Source organism: Bradyrhizobium sp., assembly GCF_019242285.1.
GTDB lineage: Bacteria > Pseudomonadota > Alphaproteobacteria > Rhizobiales > Xanthobacteraceae > Bradyrhizobium.
Genome location: NZ_JAFAVV010000456.1, coordinates 1 through 14,541, shown reverse-complemented (window position 1 = coordinate 14,541; position 14,541 = coordinate 1). Strand labels below are relative to the sequence as shown.

14 protein-coding genes and 1 riboswitch are annotated in these 14,541 nt (G+C 65.7%); of the genes, 6 read left to right on the top strand and 8 right to left on the bottom strand.

The annotated features are described in order from the left end of the window. Positions 1–267 precede the first annotated feature (267 nt). The 5 genes from JOY90_RS17950 to JOY90_RS17930 all read right to left on the bottom strand — a co-directional run bounded on the left by JOY90_RS17950 (position 268) and on the right by JOY90_RS17930 (position 6,369). Entirely contained in the window at positions 268–2,694 is a 2,427-nt protein-coding gene (locus tag JOY90_RS17950; protein WP_291692458.1) for an aerobic carbon-monoxide dehydrogenase large subunit, read from the bottom strand. Next, positions 2,691–3,191: a (2Fe-2S)-binding protein gene (locus JOY90_RS17945; protein ID WP_291692457.1), complete on the bottom strand. Its 501-nt coding sequence runs from the start codon at positions 3,189–3,191 to the stop codon at positions 2,691–2,693. The genes JOY90_RS17950 and JOY90_RS17945 overlap by 4 nt, the downstream gene beginning before the upstream one ends. An 11-nt stretch (positions 3,192–3,202) precedes the next feature. Then, positions 3,203–4,066: a xanthine dehydrogenase family protein subunit M gene (locus JOY90_RS17940; RefSeq protein WP_291692456.1), complete on the bottom strand. Its 864-nt coding sequence runs from the start codon at positions 4,064–4,066 to the stop codon at positions 3,203–3,205. A 171-nt stretch (positions 4,067–4,237) separates the two neighbouring features. Next, positions 4,238–5,476: an MHYT domain-containing protein gene (locus tag JOY90_RS17935; protein ID WP_291692455.1), complete on the bottom strand. Its 1,239-nt coding sequence runs from the start codon at positions 5,474–5,476 to the stop codon at positions 4,238–4,240. 272 nt (positions 5,477–5,748) lie between these two features. Next, positions 5,749–6,369, bottom strand: a complete 621-nt coding sequence (locus JOY90_RS17930) for a 6,7-dimethyl-8-ribityllumazine synthase (RefSeq protein ID WP_291692454.1) — start codon at positions 6,367–6,369, stop codon at positions 5,749–5,751. A gap of 80 nt (positions 6,370–6,449) precedes the next feature. Continuing rightward, positions 6,450–6,624, bottom strand: a riboswitch (FMN riboswitch). 354 nt (positions 6,625–6,978) lie between these two features. On the opposite strand from JOY90_RS17930, the gene JOY90_RS17925 reads away from it, so the two are divergent. Together JOY90_RS17925 and proC are read left to right on the top strand one after the other, a co-directional pair. Continuing rightward, positions 6,979–7,479, top strand: a complete 501-nt coding sequence (locus JOY90_RS17925) for a YbjN domain-containing protein (RefSeq protein ID WP_291692453.1) — start codon at positions 6,979–6,981, stop codon at positions 7,477–7,479. A 176-nt stretch (positions 7,480–7,655) separates the two neighbouring features. After that, positions 7,656–8,477 carry a pyrroline-5-carboxylate reductase gene (gene proC, locus JOY90_RS17920; RefSeq protein WP_291692452.1) on the top strand — a complete coding sequence of 274 codons (822 nt, stop codon included), beginning with the start codon at positions 7,656–7,658 and terminating at the stop codon, positions 8,475–8,477. A 5-nt stretch (positions 8,478–8,482) separates the two neighbouring features. Here the strand turns inward: proC and JOY90_RS17915 are convergent, their stop codons facing one another. Then, a complete protein-coding gene (locus JOY90_RS17915) occupies positions 8,483–9,379 on the bottom strand; it encodes an SDR family oxidoreductase (RefSeq protein ID WP_291692451.1) in 897 nt (298 codons plus the stop codon). Positions 9,380–9,522: 143 nt separating this feature from the next. Here JOY90_RS17915 and JOY90_RS17910 point away from each other — a divergent pair, with 143 nt between their 5' ends. From JOY90_RS17910 to JOY90_RS17895, 4 genes are all read left to right on the top strand, one after another. Further along, the gene (locus tag JOY90_RS17910; RefSeq protein WP_291692450.1) at positions 9,523–9,915 is read left to right on the top strand and encodes a response regulator; all 393 of its coding nucleotides are present in this window, start codon (positions 9,523–9,525) and stop codon (positions 9,913–9,915) included. Positions 9,916–10,593: 678 nt separating this feature from the next. Beyond that, on the top strand, positions 10,594–11,817 hold the full coding sequence (locus JOY90_RS17905) for a GGDEF domain-containing protein (RefSeq protein ID WP_291692449.1): 1,224 nt from the start codon (positions 10,594–10,596) through the stop codon (positions 11,815–11,817). Between the two features lie 38 nt (positions 11,818–11,855). Further along, positions 11,856–12,476 carry a peptidoglycan recognition family protein gene (locus JOY90_RS17900; protein ID WP_291692448.1) on the top strand — a complete coding sequence of 207 codons (621 nt, stop codon included), beginning with the start codon at positions 11,856–11,858 and terminating at the stop codon, positions 12,474–12,476. Positions 12,477–12,534: 58 nt separating this feature from the next. Beyond that, on the top strand, positions 12,535–12,804 hold the full coding sequence (locus JOY90_RS17895; RefSeq protein ID WP_291692447.1) for a hypothetical protein: 270 nt from the start codon (positions 12,535–12,537) through the stop codon (positions 12,802–12,804). A 180-nt stretch (positions 12,805–12,984) separates the two neighbouring features. Here JOY90_RS17895 and rpoH read toward each other — a convergent pair whose 3' ends face one another. Next, positions 12,985–13,884 (bottom strand): RNA polymerase sigma factor RpoH, encoded by a 900-nt coding sequence (gene rpoH / locus JOY90_RS17885; RefSeq protein WP_291692445.1) that lies wholly within the window; start codon positions 13,882–13,884, stop codon positions 12,985–12,987. 216 nt (positions 13,885–14,100) lie between these two features. Then, on the bottom strand, positions 14,101–14,541 hold a 441-nt coding region (locus tag JOY90_RS17880), incomplete at its 5' end, for a pseudouridine synthase (RefSeq protein ID WP_291692444.1).

The window sequence follows — 14,541 nt, the reverse complement described above, 5'->3', positions numbered from 1 at the left end:
TCTGCATCGGCGATGTAGCCGGATGCGGCGAGGGCGTTTGTGATTTGATCTCGGTCTTTCATCTTTAACGTGCGATGCAGTTGGCGACTGTGATAGCCGCGCTAACGGTGCGCTCCCTCCCCCCTTGCGGGGGAGGGCCGGGGAGGGAGGTACCACGCGGGCGGTGTGCCGTGGGACCCCCTTCCCCCGCCCCTCCCCGCAAGGGGGAGGGGAGCGCACTTCCGATGCCGCCGAAAGTCAGCCCCGTCTCACTATGCCTAGAGGCCTTCATGCAGACGCAAACGCGCCCAGATCTTTCGCCGCCTTCCAGTTCCGCCAATAGTCGTGCGGCATCTGGATGTGCGTGCTCCCCAGGAACGAGAACGCGTCGTTGACGGCGTTGGAGAACGCCGGCACGCCGCCGACGTTCGGGCTTTCGCCGACGCCCTTGGCACCGATCGGATGATGCGGCGAGGGCGTGACGGTGAAGTCGGTCTCCCAATGCGGCGTCTCGACCGCGGTCGGCATGAAGAAGTCCATGAACGAGCCGGTCACGACGTTGCCGGTGTCGTCATAACGGATCTCCTGGCCCATCGCGATTGCGAACGCCTCGGTGAGCCCGCCATGCACCTGGCCCTCGATGATCATCGGGTTGATGCGGGTGCCGCAATCGTCCAGCGCGTAGAAGCGGCGGACCTTGTACACGCCGGTATCGACGTCGATGTCCATCACGCAGAGATAGGCGCCGAACGGATAGGTCATGTTGGGCGGATCGTAGTAGCTCACCGCCTCTAGGCCCGGCTCCATGCCGGGCGGTACCGAGTTGTAGGCCGCCCAGCAGATGTCCTTCATCGACATGAATTTCTCGGGCAGACCTTTCACGCGAAAACCGTCGATGTCCCATTCGAGGTCGTCCTCGTGGACCTCGAGCTTGTAGGCCGCGATCATCTGCGCCTTGGCCTTGATCTTGCGCGCCGCCATCGCGATGGCGGCGCCGGCGACCGGGGTCGAACGCGAGCCGTAGGTGCCGAGACCGTAAGGCGCGGTGTCGGTGTTGCCTTCCTCCACCATGATGTTGTCGGCGGGGATGCCGATCTCGGTGGCGATGATCTGCGCCCAGGTGGTCTCGTGACCCTGGCCCTGGCTCTTGGTGCCCATCCGCGCGATGCCGGCGCCGGTCGGATGCATCCGGATCTCGCAGGAATCGAACATCGCAATCCCGAGGATGTCGCAGTTCTTGGACGGCCCCGCGCCGACGATCTCGGTGAAGAAGGAGACGCCGAGCCCCATGATCTCGCGAGTCTCGCCGCGCTTGAACGCCGCGCGTTTCTCGGCCTGCTCCTTGCGCAAGCTCGCGTAGTCCGTCGACTCCATCATCTTCTTCATGGCGGTGTGGTAGTCGCCGGAATCGTATTCCCACCCCAGCGCCGAGTGATAGGGAAACTGCTCGGGCCTGACGAAGTTCTTCAGCCGCAGCTCGGCGGGGTCCATGCCGAGCTTCTGCGCCAGGATATCCATGGCGCGCTCGATGCAATAGGCCGCCTCGGTGACACGGAACGAGCAGCGATAGGCCACGCCGCCCGGCGCCTTGTTGGTGTAGATGCCGTCGACGGCGAGATGCGCCACCGGGAAATCGTAGGAGCCGGTGACGATGTTGAAGAAGCCGGCCGGCCATTTCGACGGGTCGGCGCAGGCGTCGAACGCGCCATGGTCGGCGAGCACATGCACCCGCAGGCCCGTGACCTTGCCGTCCCTGGTCGCGGCGATCTCGGTCGTCATGTGGTAGTCGCGCGCGAACGAGGTCGCAGTCAGGTTCTCGATGCGATCCTCGACCCACTTTACCGGCTTGCCGGTGACGATGGAGGCGACCGCCGCGCAGATGTAGCCGGGATAGGCGCCGACCTTGTTGCCGAAACCGCCGCCGATGTCGGGCGCGATCACGTGGATCTTCTGCTCCGGCAGCTTCGCGATCAGCGACACCACGGTGCGGATCACGTGCGGCGCCTGGAACGTGCCCCAGATCGTCAACTCACCCTTGATCTTGTCGAACGAGCAGACGCACTGGCACGTCTCCAGCGGCGAGGGATGGGTGCGGTGATAGGAGATCATCTCCTTGATCGTCACCTCGGCCTTCCTGAACGCCGCATCTGTCAGGTCCTTGTCGCCGACCGTCCACTCGAAGACGTGGTTGTGGTGCTTGCGCGGGCCGTGTGCGCCGGTGGTCTTGCCGGCGAGGTCCTCGCGCAGCACCGGCGCGTCCTTGGCCATCGCCTTGAACGGATCGATGATCGGCTCGAGCGGCTCGTACTCGACCATGACCTTGCCGACGCCGTCGTCGGCCGCATAGCGGTCGGTCGCGACCACGAAGGCGACTTCCTGGTTCTGGAACAGCACCTTGCCGTCGGCCAGCACCATCTGCACGTCGCCGGCGAGCGTCGGCATCCAGGCGAGATTGACGGTCTTCAGCGTCTCGGCGGTGATCACCGCGAGCACGCCGGGCACCTTCAGCGCCTCTTCGCTGTTGATGGATTTCACCCGCGCATGGGCATGCGGCGAGCGCACGAAGTCGCCATGCAGCATGCCCGGCAGCTTGACGTCGTCGACATAGTTGCCCTTGCCCTGCGTGAAGCGGATGTCCTCGACGCGCTTGCGCTTGCAGCCCATGCCTTCGAGCGCGGCAGTGCGTTGTTCCCGCGTGGGAGTGAGATCGTTCATTCCGCGGCCTCCTTGAATTCCACGCCATTGATCTTGGCGGCGGCGTACTGGATCGCCTTGACGATGTTCTGATAGCCGGTGCAGCGGCAGATGTTGCCGGAGATGCCCATCCGGATCTCCGCCTCGGTCGGCGAGGGGTTCTCCTTCAACAGGCGATGCGCGCGGAGAATCATGCCGGGCGTGCAGAAGCCGCATTGCAGGCCGTGCATCATGCGAAAGCCTTCCTGCAACGGCGACAGCGTGCCGTCGGCATTGGCCATGCCCTCGACGGTGGTGATCTCGCTGCCATTGGCCTGCACCGCAAACATCGTACAGGACTTCACCGACATGCCGTCGATGTCGACGGTGCAGGCGCCGCAATGGGTGGTCTCGCAGCCGATATGGGTGCCGGTCATCTGCAAATTCTCGCGAATGAAATGCACCAAGAGCGTGCGCGGCTCGACGAGGCCTTCCACCTCCGCGCCGTTGACCTTCATGGTCACATGGGTTTTTGCCATCGTCCCCTCCGTTACTTCGCGCGGGCAGCGGCGCGCTGCAGCGCGCGCGTCACCATGATGCCGCCGACATGCTTGCGGTATTCGACCGGTCCGCGCGCGTCGGCCGCCGGCGACATGATCGCTGCGGCCGCGGCCGCTGCTTTCTTCAGCGAGGCGGCGTCGAGCGTGGTGCCGATCACCGCCTTGGCGGCATCGGCCGCGACCAGCGGCGTCTCGTGCAGGTTGGTGAGTCCGATCGCGCAGGTCGCGACCTTGCCGCCGGCCGTGGTCAGCACCACGGCCGCCGCGGCGGTGGCATAGTCGCCGACCTTGCGCTTCAGCTTCTCGTAGGCGTAGCCGTGGCCCGGCGGCGGGATCGGAACCGTGATCGCGGTCAGCAACTCGCCGGGCTCGAGCGCGGTGAAATAGGCGCCCTGGTAGAATTCGTCGGCCGCCACGTCGCGCGCGCCGGAAGGACCCTCGAGCCGGTAGCTGGCGCCGAGCGTCATCATCAGCGCCGGCATGTCGTTGCCGGGATCGCCATTGGCGACGTTACCACCGATGGTGCCGCGATAGCGCACCTGCGGGTCGGCGATCAGAAGCGCGGTCTCATGCAGGATCGGCAGCGCGGCGCTGATATCTTCCGAGGCAAGCAATTCATGCTGGGTGGTCATCGCGCCGATCACGATCACATTGCCGTCGCGGCGGATGCCCTTCAGCCCCGCGACACCATGCAGATCGACCAGGTGGGCGGGCGTGGCGAGCCGAAGCTTCATCATCGGCACCAGGCTGTGGCCGCCGGCCAGGGGGCGGGCCTCGTCGCCGAGATCGGCGAGCAGCTTCACCGCATCGGCCACTGTCGCCGGTCGATGGTATTCGAATGCGCCAGGGATCATCGTCTCCTCCACCCGTCCTGTTTTGACGCGCTTACGGCGCGCGCGGACATTGGGCGGAGGCTCTACCCGCGCTGGAGTGACGGCAAGGCGAGGGCGCCGAAGTGCGCACGGATGAAGGGAATTCGCACGAATTGCTGCCGATGGCGCACGAATTGCGTCAGGGCTTCAGACCTAAATCGCCGACCCCGGCAACGCGTGTCGCCGCGCCAGCCCGAGCCGGGCCTTCACCTCGGCGATCTTGGCGCGGCTGACGGGAACGCGGTGCGGCGTCGGGCCGTCGAGCTCGATGATCGCGCCGTCGCCCTCCTTGCGGACAAAGCTGACATGGGGAATCGCCACGATGTGGCTGCGATGCACCCGCACGAACAGGCCGGGATCAAGCTGGGCCTCGGCCTCCGAGATCGACCAGGGGCACATCCGCTCCCGGGTTCCGTCGTGGACACGGGTGTAGTGTGCGTCGGCACGCAGGCTGCGGACATCGGCGACATCGATGAAATGGGTGCCGTTGGCCCCTTCGACCGGCAGGCGCGGCACCGGCTGCGGCCGCGGCGGTTGCCCGATGCCGCCGAGCGGCGCGGGCATCAGCCGCGGTACGGCCAGCGTGACGGGACTCGCGCCGGAAGCTGTCGAGCCGGCGGCGACCGCGATCATCACGCTTGGCGCGTCGGCGGTCACGGCTGGTATACCGGTCTGCCGGCGCGGGTCGGGCACCAGCGACAGCAGAAAACCCGCCGCGATCAGGAAACAGAGCACGGCGACCACCACCGCAAGGATCTGCGGCGAGGCGGCAAGCCCGGCGCCGTCGTGATGATGCGTTCCGGCGGACAGAGGGACGAAGTGCATGCCGTGCATCGCGGTGTAGTGCATGCCCGACACTGCGACGCCGAATGCGATCGAGCTCGCGATCAGGCGGACACCGTCCTGCCGAGCCAGGAAGGCGCGCAAGCCGCCATAGGCCGCGACGATCGCGACGAGCACCGACAGCAGCACCATGCCGGGGTCGTGCTGGATGGCGAAGTCGCCGGCGAGCCCATGGATTCCGACATAGTGCATGCTGATGATGCCAAGCCCGAGCAGGACCGCCGAGGAGACGACACGGGTGAGCGACGGCTCTCCGATCGAGACGAAGAACAAGGAGACGCCGACCACCAGCGCGCAGATCAGGAACGAGGTCAGGGTCGGAAGCAGCAGGTAGACCGCATCGGCCGGCAAGGGCGCGGCCAGCACGCCGATGAAATGCATGGTCCAGATGCCGACCGCGAGGAAGGTCGCCGCACCCGCCAGCAAGGCGCGGGCGCTCGCGCCGGGCGCGCTGCGCACGCGCGCCGCCAGCGAGAAGCCGGTGTAGCCTCCCAGGATCGCGATCGCCACCGAGAGCGCGACGAGATAGGGATCGTGTCCTTCGAACATGATCTTGTCGGCCGCCCGTCTCCACGGACCGGCCTCCTCCCGGAGGCGATTTTATAGGCGGGACGTCGGAAATGACAATCGATCGATTGTCGGGGGCAAGCGGCTGCGAGGTTCGGCTTGCGAGCAGATCAGCAGGGTGGGCCAAGCGGACACGTACACCGAAGCCGCCTCGCAAAGGCAGCAAGCGTGCCCACCATGCCGAGCCATGCTGGCGAGAGAATGGTGGGCACGGCGCTTGTGCACCTTAGCCCACCCTCCGCACCTCCTATACGTCATGCGCCCGCGACGATGCCGGCGGCGACCTGGCCGCGCAGGCGCTCGAGCGAGAGCAGCGTGTTGGCGCAGGCTTCCGCGACCTCGACGCCCTTGGTCGCGAAATGCTTGCGAAAGAACTCGAAGTGAGCCTGGGACTCGTGGAATTGCTGCGGCGTCAGCACCGCGGAGAACACCGGCACCTCCGTGCGCAACTGCACGTCCATCAGCGCCTTGATCACGGTGTCGGCGACGAATTCGTGGCGGTAGATGCCGCCATCGACGACGAGGCCGGCGGCGACGATCGCGGTGTAGCGCCGCGTCTTGGCGAGCAGTTGCGCATGCAACGGAATCTCGAACGAGCCGGGCACCTCGAAAATGTCGATCGCCGAGCGCGGGATGTGGCGCGCCTCGGCCTCGGCGAGGAACGCCGTCTGGCATTCCATCACCACCTCGCGGTGCCAGCACGACTGCACGAAGGCGACCCGCTGCGGTTTGGCAAACCGCGGATGTGCCGGTGCGGGAGGCGGCTCGCCGGCCGCGGGGGGCTGCGCGCTGCGGGCTTCGGAGTGAGAGGCTTGAGAATGAGAGGCTTGAGAATGAGGGGTTTGGACTTCTGCGTCTTGCAGCATCTGATTCATGGCTTTCCTCTATCTAAGGACCAGAATCAGGGCACACGGAACGACGGCCCGCGCGAGCCTACAGGCTTGCGGGCCGCGGCAACCGTTCTCTTTCATCCGGACTGTGACCGTCGGCTTCGGAGTTGCACCGAATCTGCTGACCCTTCCTCCTCGAGCCGCGCTCTTGGTGCGAACTCCTGGGGGACGGCGCTCGCGGGCTCGGGCGTTGCCGCCCTTACCGCCGGTGGGGACTTCCACCCCGCCCTGAGAACATCGGCCGCCCGGGATTGGCCGGCCTGACGCAAACTATGGCCAAAGCCGGGCGGGCGGGCAAGCGGCTTTGGCAGCAGGGAACCGGCAGGCAGCCATGCCGGCCGCGCGGCCCACCGACCGCGAATCTGATTCCGTTTTGTTCTCAACCCAATAAATCGGGGCCGGCGATCTCTGTGGAAAGGGGCTGTGGACGGACTCGGCGGGGAGTTGCGCAGATTCCGCAAATCACATCACTTGATCCGGGCAGGCCCGAAGCCGTTCGGGCGTGCAGCCGGAAGCCGCCGCCTGCGTGCACCGCGCGCGGAGCCGCCTTGCAGTGTGTATCAAAAGACTTGAAAAATAAGAGGTCGAGACGGCATGTCCATGCTCGAAAGCATCGTTGATTCCCGCAGCCACCCGCTTGCCGTGGTCGAGGACATTGCTGCCGACAACAACTGGTCGTTCGAGCGCTGCGGCGACGACGAGATTACCATCGCCTCCAAGGGCGAATGGACCGACTATCAGCTCTCCTTCACCTGGATGGCCGAGCTCGAGGCGCTGCATCTGGCCTGCGCCTTCGACATGAAGATTCCATCGGCGCGCAAGAGCGAGGTGCAGCGCCTGATCGCCAGCGTCAACGAGCAGCTCTGGATCGGGCATTTCGACCTCTGGAGCCACACCGGCATGATCATGCACCGGCAGGCGCTGGTGCTGCCCGGCGGCATCACCGCCTCCACCGCGCAGTGCGAGAGCATGCTGGCCGGCGCGATCGCCGCCTGCGAGCGCTATTTCCCGGCGTTCCAGTTCGTGGTGTGGGCCGGCAAGTCGGCCGGCGAAGCCATGAACGCGGCGATGTTCGACACCGAGGGGCACGCCTAGCCGGTCGTCCCGGCGGACGCCGACACCCATGCCCGCGACTGCGCCTGCGTGCGCCAAGGTGCTTGCCGCACGGTAGCCGCTCTACTAGAACCGCTTATGGTATCGCGACGAGTGCAGGCGCTCGCGCGGGGGTCTCCGCCTTTGCGGGGACGACAGCAGCGATCGTGGTGAGCCCCTTGGCAACCAATCATACATTGCAGGACATCGCCGGCACGATCGCCCTTGCCGGCGCGGGCAAGATGGGCGGGGCGATGCTCGCCGGCTGGCTGACGCAGGGGCTCGATCCGGGCCGGCTCGTCATCATCGAGCCGTCGCCGTCGACCGAGATTTCCGCGCTGACGGCCAGAGGTGCCCGGCTCAATCCGAAGGACGGCGGAGCTGCCGGTACATTGGTGATCGCGGTGAAACCGCAATCGTTCCGCGAAGCCGGCAGCGTGCTGAAGCCGCTCGTGGGCGCCTCCACGCTCGTGCTGTCGATCATGGCCGGCATGACGATTGCGGCCATCGAGCAGGTCTGCGGCGGCGCCGTGGTGCGCGCGATGCCGAACACGCCGGCCGCGATCGGCCGCGGCATCACGGTCGCGGTCGCGGCAGGCCATGTCAGCGCGATGCAGCGCGCCGCGGCCGACGCGCTCTTGCGCGCGACCGGCGCGGTCGAATGGATCGACGACGAAAGCCTGATCGACGCCGTGACCGCCGTCTCCGGCTCGGGGCCGGCCTATGTGTTCCTGCTGGCCGAGGAGCTGGCGCGCGCCGGCGTCGCGGCGGGATTGCCCGAGCAGCTTGCGATCAAGCTTGCGCGCGAGACCGTCGCGGGTTCCGGCGAGCTGCTGCATCGTTCGGATCTTGCCGCGGCAGCCCTGCGCCACAACGTGACCTCGCCGGGCGGCACCACGGCGGCCGCGCTCGACGTGCTGATGGCAAAGGATGGGCTGCGGCCGCTCATGACCAGGGCGGTTGCAGCCGCAACCGAACGCGCGAGGCAATTGGCGAAATAGCGCCGTCAGGACCGGCCCTGGCCGGACTTCTGCTCGATGCCGCCCGGCCCGGTACCGCCCCCCTCTTTCGGCTCTATCATCTTCTGATACTGGCGGCCGATCACCGACCAGTATTTTCCGGGCTTGAGCCGCTGCAGGATGTCGAGGAAGCGGGCGTCGCCGCCGATCAGGACCCGCGGCCGGTTGCTCTCGATTCCTTCGATGATGCGCAGCGCCGCCGTCTCCGGTGTGGTCTTCGCCGCGTGGTCGAAGCGCTCGATCATGTGGACGCGCCGGGCATTGTCGGTCATGCCGAAGCCGGTGCGCGCGTTGCGGGCGATGTTGGTCGCGATCCCGCCGGGATGCACGACCAGGAGCCGCACCGGGCTTCCCGCCGCCTTGAGCTCGTGGCGCAGGCTCTCGGAGAATCCCCGCACCGCGAATTTCGAGGCGCAATAGGCGGTCTGGCCGGGCGGGGCGATGATGCCGAAGATCGAGGACAGATTGACGATGTGCGCCTGCTTCTGGCGCGAAAGCTGCGGCAGGAACGCGCGCGTCGCCCGCACGACGCCCCAGAAATTGATGTTGATCAGCCACTCCATCTCGGCCTGGTCGATCTCGCCGAACTGGCCGAGCAGCGCCACGCCGGCATTGTTGATGAGGATGTTGAGCGCGGGATGGGCCGTCGTGGCAGCCTGCGCGAACGCCTCGATCTCCTCGGCGTTTCCGACATCGATGCGATGCAGCGTGACGTTGGTCTTGCGCTTGCCGGTGATCTCGCCGGCAAGCGTCCTGAGGCCGGCCTCGTCGCGGTCGGCCAGGGCGAGATCGGCGCCGCGCGCGGCGAGTTCGAGCGCCAGCGCCCGGCCGATGCCGCTTGCGGCTCCCGTCAGGGCGACGGCAGCTCCTGGAATCGCTGTCATCTGTCAACTCCGCGGGGCCAAAAATTTGTGCAAGCCCATTCTGGTACACCAGCCTGGGAACCGGAACCAGTCAGCCCTCCCGTTTCTTAACTCAAGGCGGCGACTTTTGGAGGCCTTATCTACTCTCATACGGGAGACGTCCAATGGGACAATCGAAGCCCTTTCGTACCACAGCACTCATTGTCGAAGACGATGCGATGCAGCGCGAAATGATCGCCTTGTTGCTTGAAGAGAGTGAGTACGACGTCATTCAGTGCGAGAGTGCCGAAGCTGCCGAGCTCGTGCTCGACAAGCTTGCCAACTCGCTCGCGCTGATGATGACCGACGTCAACCTTGCGGGAACGATGAACGGCGTGGACCTCGCCTACATCGCCAAGCAACGCAACCCCGGTCTCGACGTCGTTGTCACGTCGGGCAAGCCGTTGCGGCAGAAGCTGCCGGAAGGTGCGAAGTTCTGGGCGAAGCCATGGGCCGCTCTGGACGTGCTGCGTGAGGCCGAACTGGCGCTGAAGCTGTCGCAGACCGATCAGCACTAGCCGGCACCAAAGGAAAATGCCGGCCCGCTCCCATGGTCGCGGTGCCGGCATGTTCACCCTGGCGACGATCAAAACAAAAGGGCGAGCCACCGTGCCCGCCACTCTTGTTGGCATCCCGTCCCTGACGGGCCCGGGCAGAGCAGGGCCCTACCCGGGGTGTCGAAGGTTACTTCTTCTTGGCCTTTTTCGCCTTCTTGGCCTTCTTCGCCTTCTTCGCTTTCTTCGCCATAGCATCCTCTCAGGGTTAATGGATTGAAACGCGACACGAGGCATGCTCGGCGGAGGGCCAGCCTCGCAAAATCCTCAACTTCGATCCCAACAGATTCGCGGCGCGCCAACCGCATCGTCGCGCCGCTGTCACCGTGTTATCCACAGATGTTATGCATTGTGATGCGCTTTTGATGAAAAACATTCATGCAACGCGGCGCGGCGGATCTCCAGCGCGGCGTCATCGCCAGGGCGCCTCGAGTACAAACCGACCGTGCTTGCGGCTGATACAAGGTGGAGATGTGGCGAAAATTCGATGCGCCGTCCGGACGGCGGCGGCTTCATCAATTCAAAACCAAGGCGGCGGTTCGCCCCACGAATTGAGAGTCCGTTAATCGGCAAGCCTCATGTTGCCCGTAGAGGAACGGGGGGCGAGTTGAGGGACAGGGCCATGCGTATTCTGCGACCGTCATGCTGAGCGTTCCGACGCTGTTCACGGTGCTGGTGGTCGACTTTCTCGCCGTAGGCCTGATCTGGGCCTATGTGATGCGCAGCTATCCGAAATTCGATGCCGCCAGATTCTGGGCGCTTGCTTCGCTCGCCTGCGCGGCGGGTGCGGGAATCTCGATGGCACGGGGCATGGTCGCTCCGCTGTTTCCGGTCGTGGTCGGCAACGGGCTGATGATTTTCGCCTGCTGTCTTGCGGAACTCGGGCTCAAGCGGTTCTACGGCAGGGACATCTCGTGGTGGCCTGCCGGGCTGGTCATGGCTGCGGGCTGCGCGGCGCTCACCTTCTTCCTGATCGTGTTCGATGACATGGCAGTCCGGATCGTGGCCTATTCGGCGGCCCAGTCGATCCCGATCGCCGCGACGTTGCCGCTGGTGCTCGGGCGCATCGACGGCCGCGTCAATCCCGGCGCCTGGTTCACGGGCGTCATCGGCATCCTGTTCGTGGTCGCTCACGCCGTGCGCTCCGCCTGCGCAATGCTCCAGATCGGCGGCGCGCTCTCGATCACCGGCTTCAACGGCCTGCAGGCCACGATGATGCTGTTTCTGCTGTTCCTGGCGATGGCATGGAACTTCGGTTTCCTGCTGATGGCGATCGATCGGCTGCGCAACGAGGTCGCCGATCTCGCGTTGCTCGACGATCTCACCGGCGTCGCCAACCGGCGTCACCTCGCGCAGCGGCTGGCCGAGGAATGCGCGCGCTCGGAGCGCTCGGGCGAGCCGTTCGCGCTGCTCGTGATCGATCTCGACGGCTTCAAGACCATCAACGACACTCACGGCCACGCCGCGGGCGACGCCTGCCTGCAGCATTTCACGCTGATGGCGCAGACCCGCCTGCGGCCGGGCGATCTCCTGGCGCGAAGCGGCGGCGACGAGTTCTGCATCGTGTTGCCGTCCTCGACGCTGCGTGAAGGCGCCATGATCGCGAGCCGCGTGCTCGACGTGTGCCGTGCGGACGCCGAGACCTGCACCGGCGCCGATATCCCGATCGCGGTCTCGATCGGCGTCGCGCAATGGGACCGAAACGTCGGCCCGTTCCCGGAGCGGCTGATCGCATCCGCCGACGAGGCGCTCTATGCCGCCAAGCGCGACGGCCGCGATCGCTATGCGGCGTATGACCCATCGCCGCCGCTGATGCCGGAGGTCGAGGCCGCGACTCCTGTGCCCGCCTTGAGCGGGCGCGCCTGATCGATCATAAGCGGAAGCACCCACGGATTCTTCGCGCCATGATCTCACATTGGCTGGCGATGGCGTTCGCCGTCGCGCTGCACTCCCCGGCCTCGGCCCAGACGCCCGACCTCGCGACGCTGGCGAGGCAATCGGGCACGCCGGGCATTCCCGGCTTGAAGATGATCTGGCTCGCGCCCTGGGGCGACGTGACGAAGGCCCATCCCTGGAAGAACATCATCGTGCACCAGACCGAGGGGCCGGCCGGCTCGGCACGCCGCGGTGCGCTCGATCAGGCCAGGGATCCGACGCGGCGGGGCGTCATGGTCTGGGTCGAGACCGACGGCACGGTCTATTGGGCGGTGGCGGACCATCTGGTGCCGACGCACACCGACGGCGCCGACCGCGACGACAACAAGTACATCGACAACAGCAAGACCTATCACCAGGTCAACAAGGACACCTCGATCGGCGTCGAGTTCGCCGGCAACTATCCCGATGTCACGCGGCCCGCGACCGAGGCCCAGGTCGCAGCGTGGCGTGTGCTGGTCAAGGTGCTGATGGCGCGCTACGGCATTCCGCTCGACCATGTCTATGCGCACAACTGGATCGACTTCAAGGATGCCCGCTATTGCGAGGGCTGCGCGCTGGCGACGCTGGCGCGGCAATGGGGGAAGTAGTCGGGCTGGCTGGGTTGGTCTTCTGGATTGCGCTCCGGTTTTCCTTTATCCTGGAGCTATGAAAACCCAGACGATCGAGATCGATGACGCCACGGCAAACGCGCTGAAGCAGCGCGCTGAAGAGCGCGGCGTGAGTGTGCCCGAATTGGTGACGGAACTCCTGACGCTTGACACGGGCTCGGTCGAGGTCGACCCCCGAGATATTGCTGAATTGGATCGCCGCTGGCGCACGTTTCAGGCCCAGGACAAGACGATCTCGAACGAGGAAGTCGTCCGCTGGCTTCAGACTTGGGGCACACCAGCCTTCCGGCGCTGGCGGGATCGATGAAGGTCGAATGGTCAGAAGAAGCCCTCGCCGACCTCGATCGATTCGCTGAATTCCTTATCCAGGTCGGTCCGACGCTGGCGGCCAAGGTCGCGCGCGAATTGCGGGAATGATCTCTGCCAACAAAAAAGCCGGCGTTGCCGCCGGCTTTCCCAAGTCTCAATCCATCCCGCGTAACGCGCTTCAGCCCACGGCCTCCAGCGTCCGCGCCTCCTGCTTGGCGACCGCGCCCTTGACCGCGGACTGCACCTTCTCGAAGGCGCGGACCTCGATCTGGCGGACGCGCTCGCGCGAGACGCCGAACTCGGCGGCCAGATCCTCGAGCGTCATCGGCTCGTCGGCGAGCCGCCGCGCCTCGAAGATGCGGCGTTCGCGCGGATTCAGCACGCCCATGGCGCCGTGAAGAGCGTCACGGCGATGATCGTATTCCTCGTGCTCCGCCATCATGGCTTCCTGGTTGGGCGTATTGTCGACCAGCCAGTCCTGCCATTCGCCGGCCTCGCCGTCGTCGCGGATCGGCGCGTTCAGCGAGGCGTCGCCGCCAAGCCTGCGGTTCATGTCGACCACGTCCTGGTCGGTGACGCCGAGCCGCTTGGCGATGATCTTGACCTGGTCGGGGCGCAGGTCGCCTTCATCCAGGGCGTTGATCCGGCTTTTCGCCTTGCGCAGGTTGAAGAACAGCTTCTTCTGGTTTGCGGTGGTGCCCATCTTCACGAGCGACCAGGACCGCAGGATGTACTCTTGTATTGAAGCCTTGATCCACCACATGGCGTAGGTGGCGAGACGGAAGCCCTTGTCGGGCTCGAACCGTTTCACCGCCTGCATCAGGCCGACATTGCCCTCCGAGACGACTTCGGATATGGGCAAGCCGTAGCCGCGATAGCCCATGGCAATCTTGGCCACGAGCCTGAGGTGGCTGGTGACGAGCTTATGCGCCGCGTCGCGATCGTCATGCTCGCGCCAACGCTTGGCGAGCATGTACTCCTGCTGGGGCTCCAGCATGGGGAACTTGCGGATCTCGGCGAGGTATCTAGAAAGGCCGGATTCTCCATTGAGAACCGGCAACGTAGCTGTACGGGCCATTCTTGCGCCCTCCAGTGGTTCAGGCCCCCGATAGCGGCGGGCCCGGCAGGCGGCCGCTGGGTTAAAGCCGGCCGCGCTGCGATGTTCCGCGTTGGATATTCAACGCAGGTGCAACATACACCAAACGGTCCGTGATAGGGAAGGATTGCTGACGTCACGTCCCCGTGTGCCAGATATAACCTATTGTCATATCTTGGCTTTTCAGGAAGGGGTGCGTCATACCGCCGCTGTCAGCGCCCGTTGCAGGAGAAGCAAATCCTCCGGCAGAGCCGCCTCCCAGCGCAAAAGTTCCCCGGTCCGCGGGTGCTCCAGGGCCAGGAGATAGGCGTGGAGGGCCTGCCTGTGGAGGGCGGTGAGTGCGTCCTTACCTTCCGCGCCGAGTTGTCCGGCCTTGGTTTTGAAGTGTGCGCCGTAGACGCTGTCGCCCAGCAGGGGATGGCCGATATGGGCGAGGTGCACGCGGATCTGATGCGTCCGTCCGGTCTCGAGCCGGCAGGCAAGCAGGGAGGCGACCGGCTTGCCGTCGCGGCCGGCGAAGCTCTCGCGCAGCTCGAAATGGGTGATGGCCTCACGGCCGCCCTGGCGCACCGCCATCTTCTCGCGGGCATGCGGGTGACGGTCGATCGGCGCATCGACCGTGCCGTGGGGCCGGTTCGG

Coding starts and splice junctions, on each gene's coding strand:
- JOY90_RS17950 (WP_291692458.1), bottom strand. CDS start 2,694: ATGAACGATCTCACTCCCACGCGGGAACAACGCACTGCCGCGCTCGAA.
- JOY90_RS17945 (WP_291692457.1), bottom strand. CDS start 3,191: ATGGCAAAAACCCATGTGACCATGAAGGTCAACGGCGCGGAGGTGGAA.
- JOY90_RS17940 (WP_291692456.1), bottom strand. CDS start 4,066: ATGATCCCTGGCGCATTCGAATACCATCGACCGGCGACAGTGGCCGAT.
- JOY90_RS17935 (WP_291692455.1), bottom strand. CDS start 5,476: ATGTTCGAAGGACACGATCCCTATCTCGTCGCGCTCTCGGTGGCGATC.
- JOY90_RS17930 (WP_291692454.1), bottom strand. CDS start 6,369: ATGAATCAGATGCTGCAAGACGCAGAAGTCCAAACCCCTCATTCTCAA.
- JOY90_RS17925 (WP_291692453.1), top strand. CDS start 6,979: ATGTCCATGCTCGAAAGCATCGTTGATTCCCGCAGCCACCCGCTTGCC.
- JOY90_RS17915 (WP_291692451.1), bottom strand. CDS start 9,379: ATGACAGCGATTCCAGGAGCTGCCGTCGCCCTGACGGGAGCCGCAAGC.
- JOY90_RS17910 (WP_291692450.1), top strand. CDS start 9,523: ATGGGACAATCGAAGCCCTTTCGTACCACAGCACTCATTGTCGAAGAC.
- JOY90_RS17905 (WP_291692449.1), top strand. CDS start 10,594: ATGCTGAGCGTTCCGACGCTGTTCACGGTGCTGGTGGTCGACTTTCTC.
- JOY90_RS17900 (WP_291692448.1), top strand. CDS start 11,856: ATGATCTCACATTGGCTGGCGATGGCGTTCGCCGTCGCGCTGCACTCC.
- JOY90_RS17895 (WP_291692447.1), top strand. CDS start 12,535: ATGAAAACCCAGACGATCGAGATCGATGACGCCACGGCAAACGCGCTG.
- rpoH (WP_291692445.1), bottom strand. CDS start 13,884: ATGGCCCGTACAGCTACGTTGCCGGTTCTCAATGGAGAATCCGGCCTT.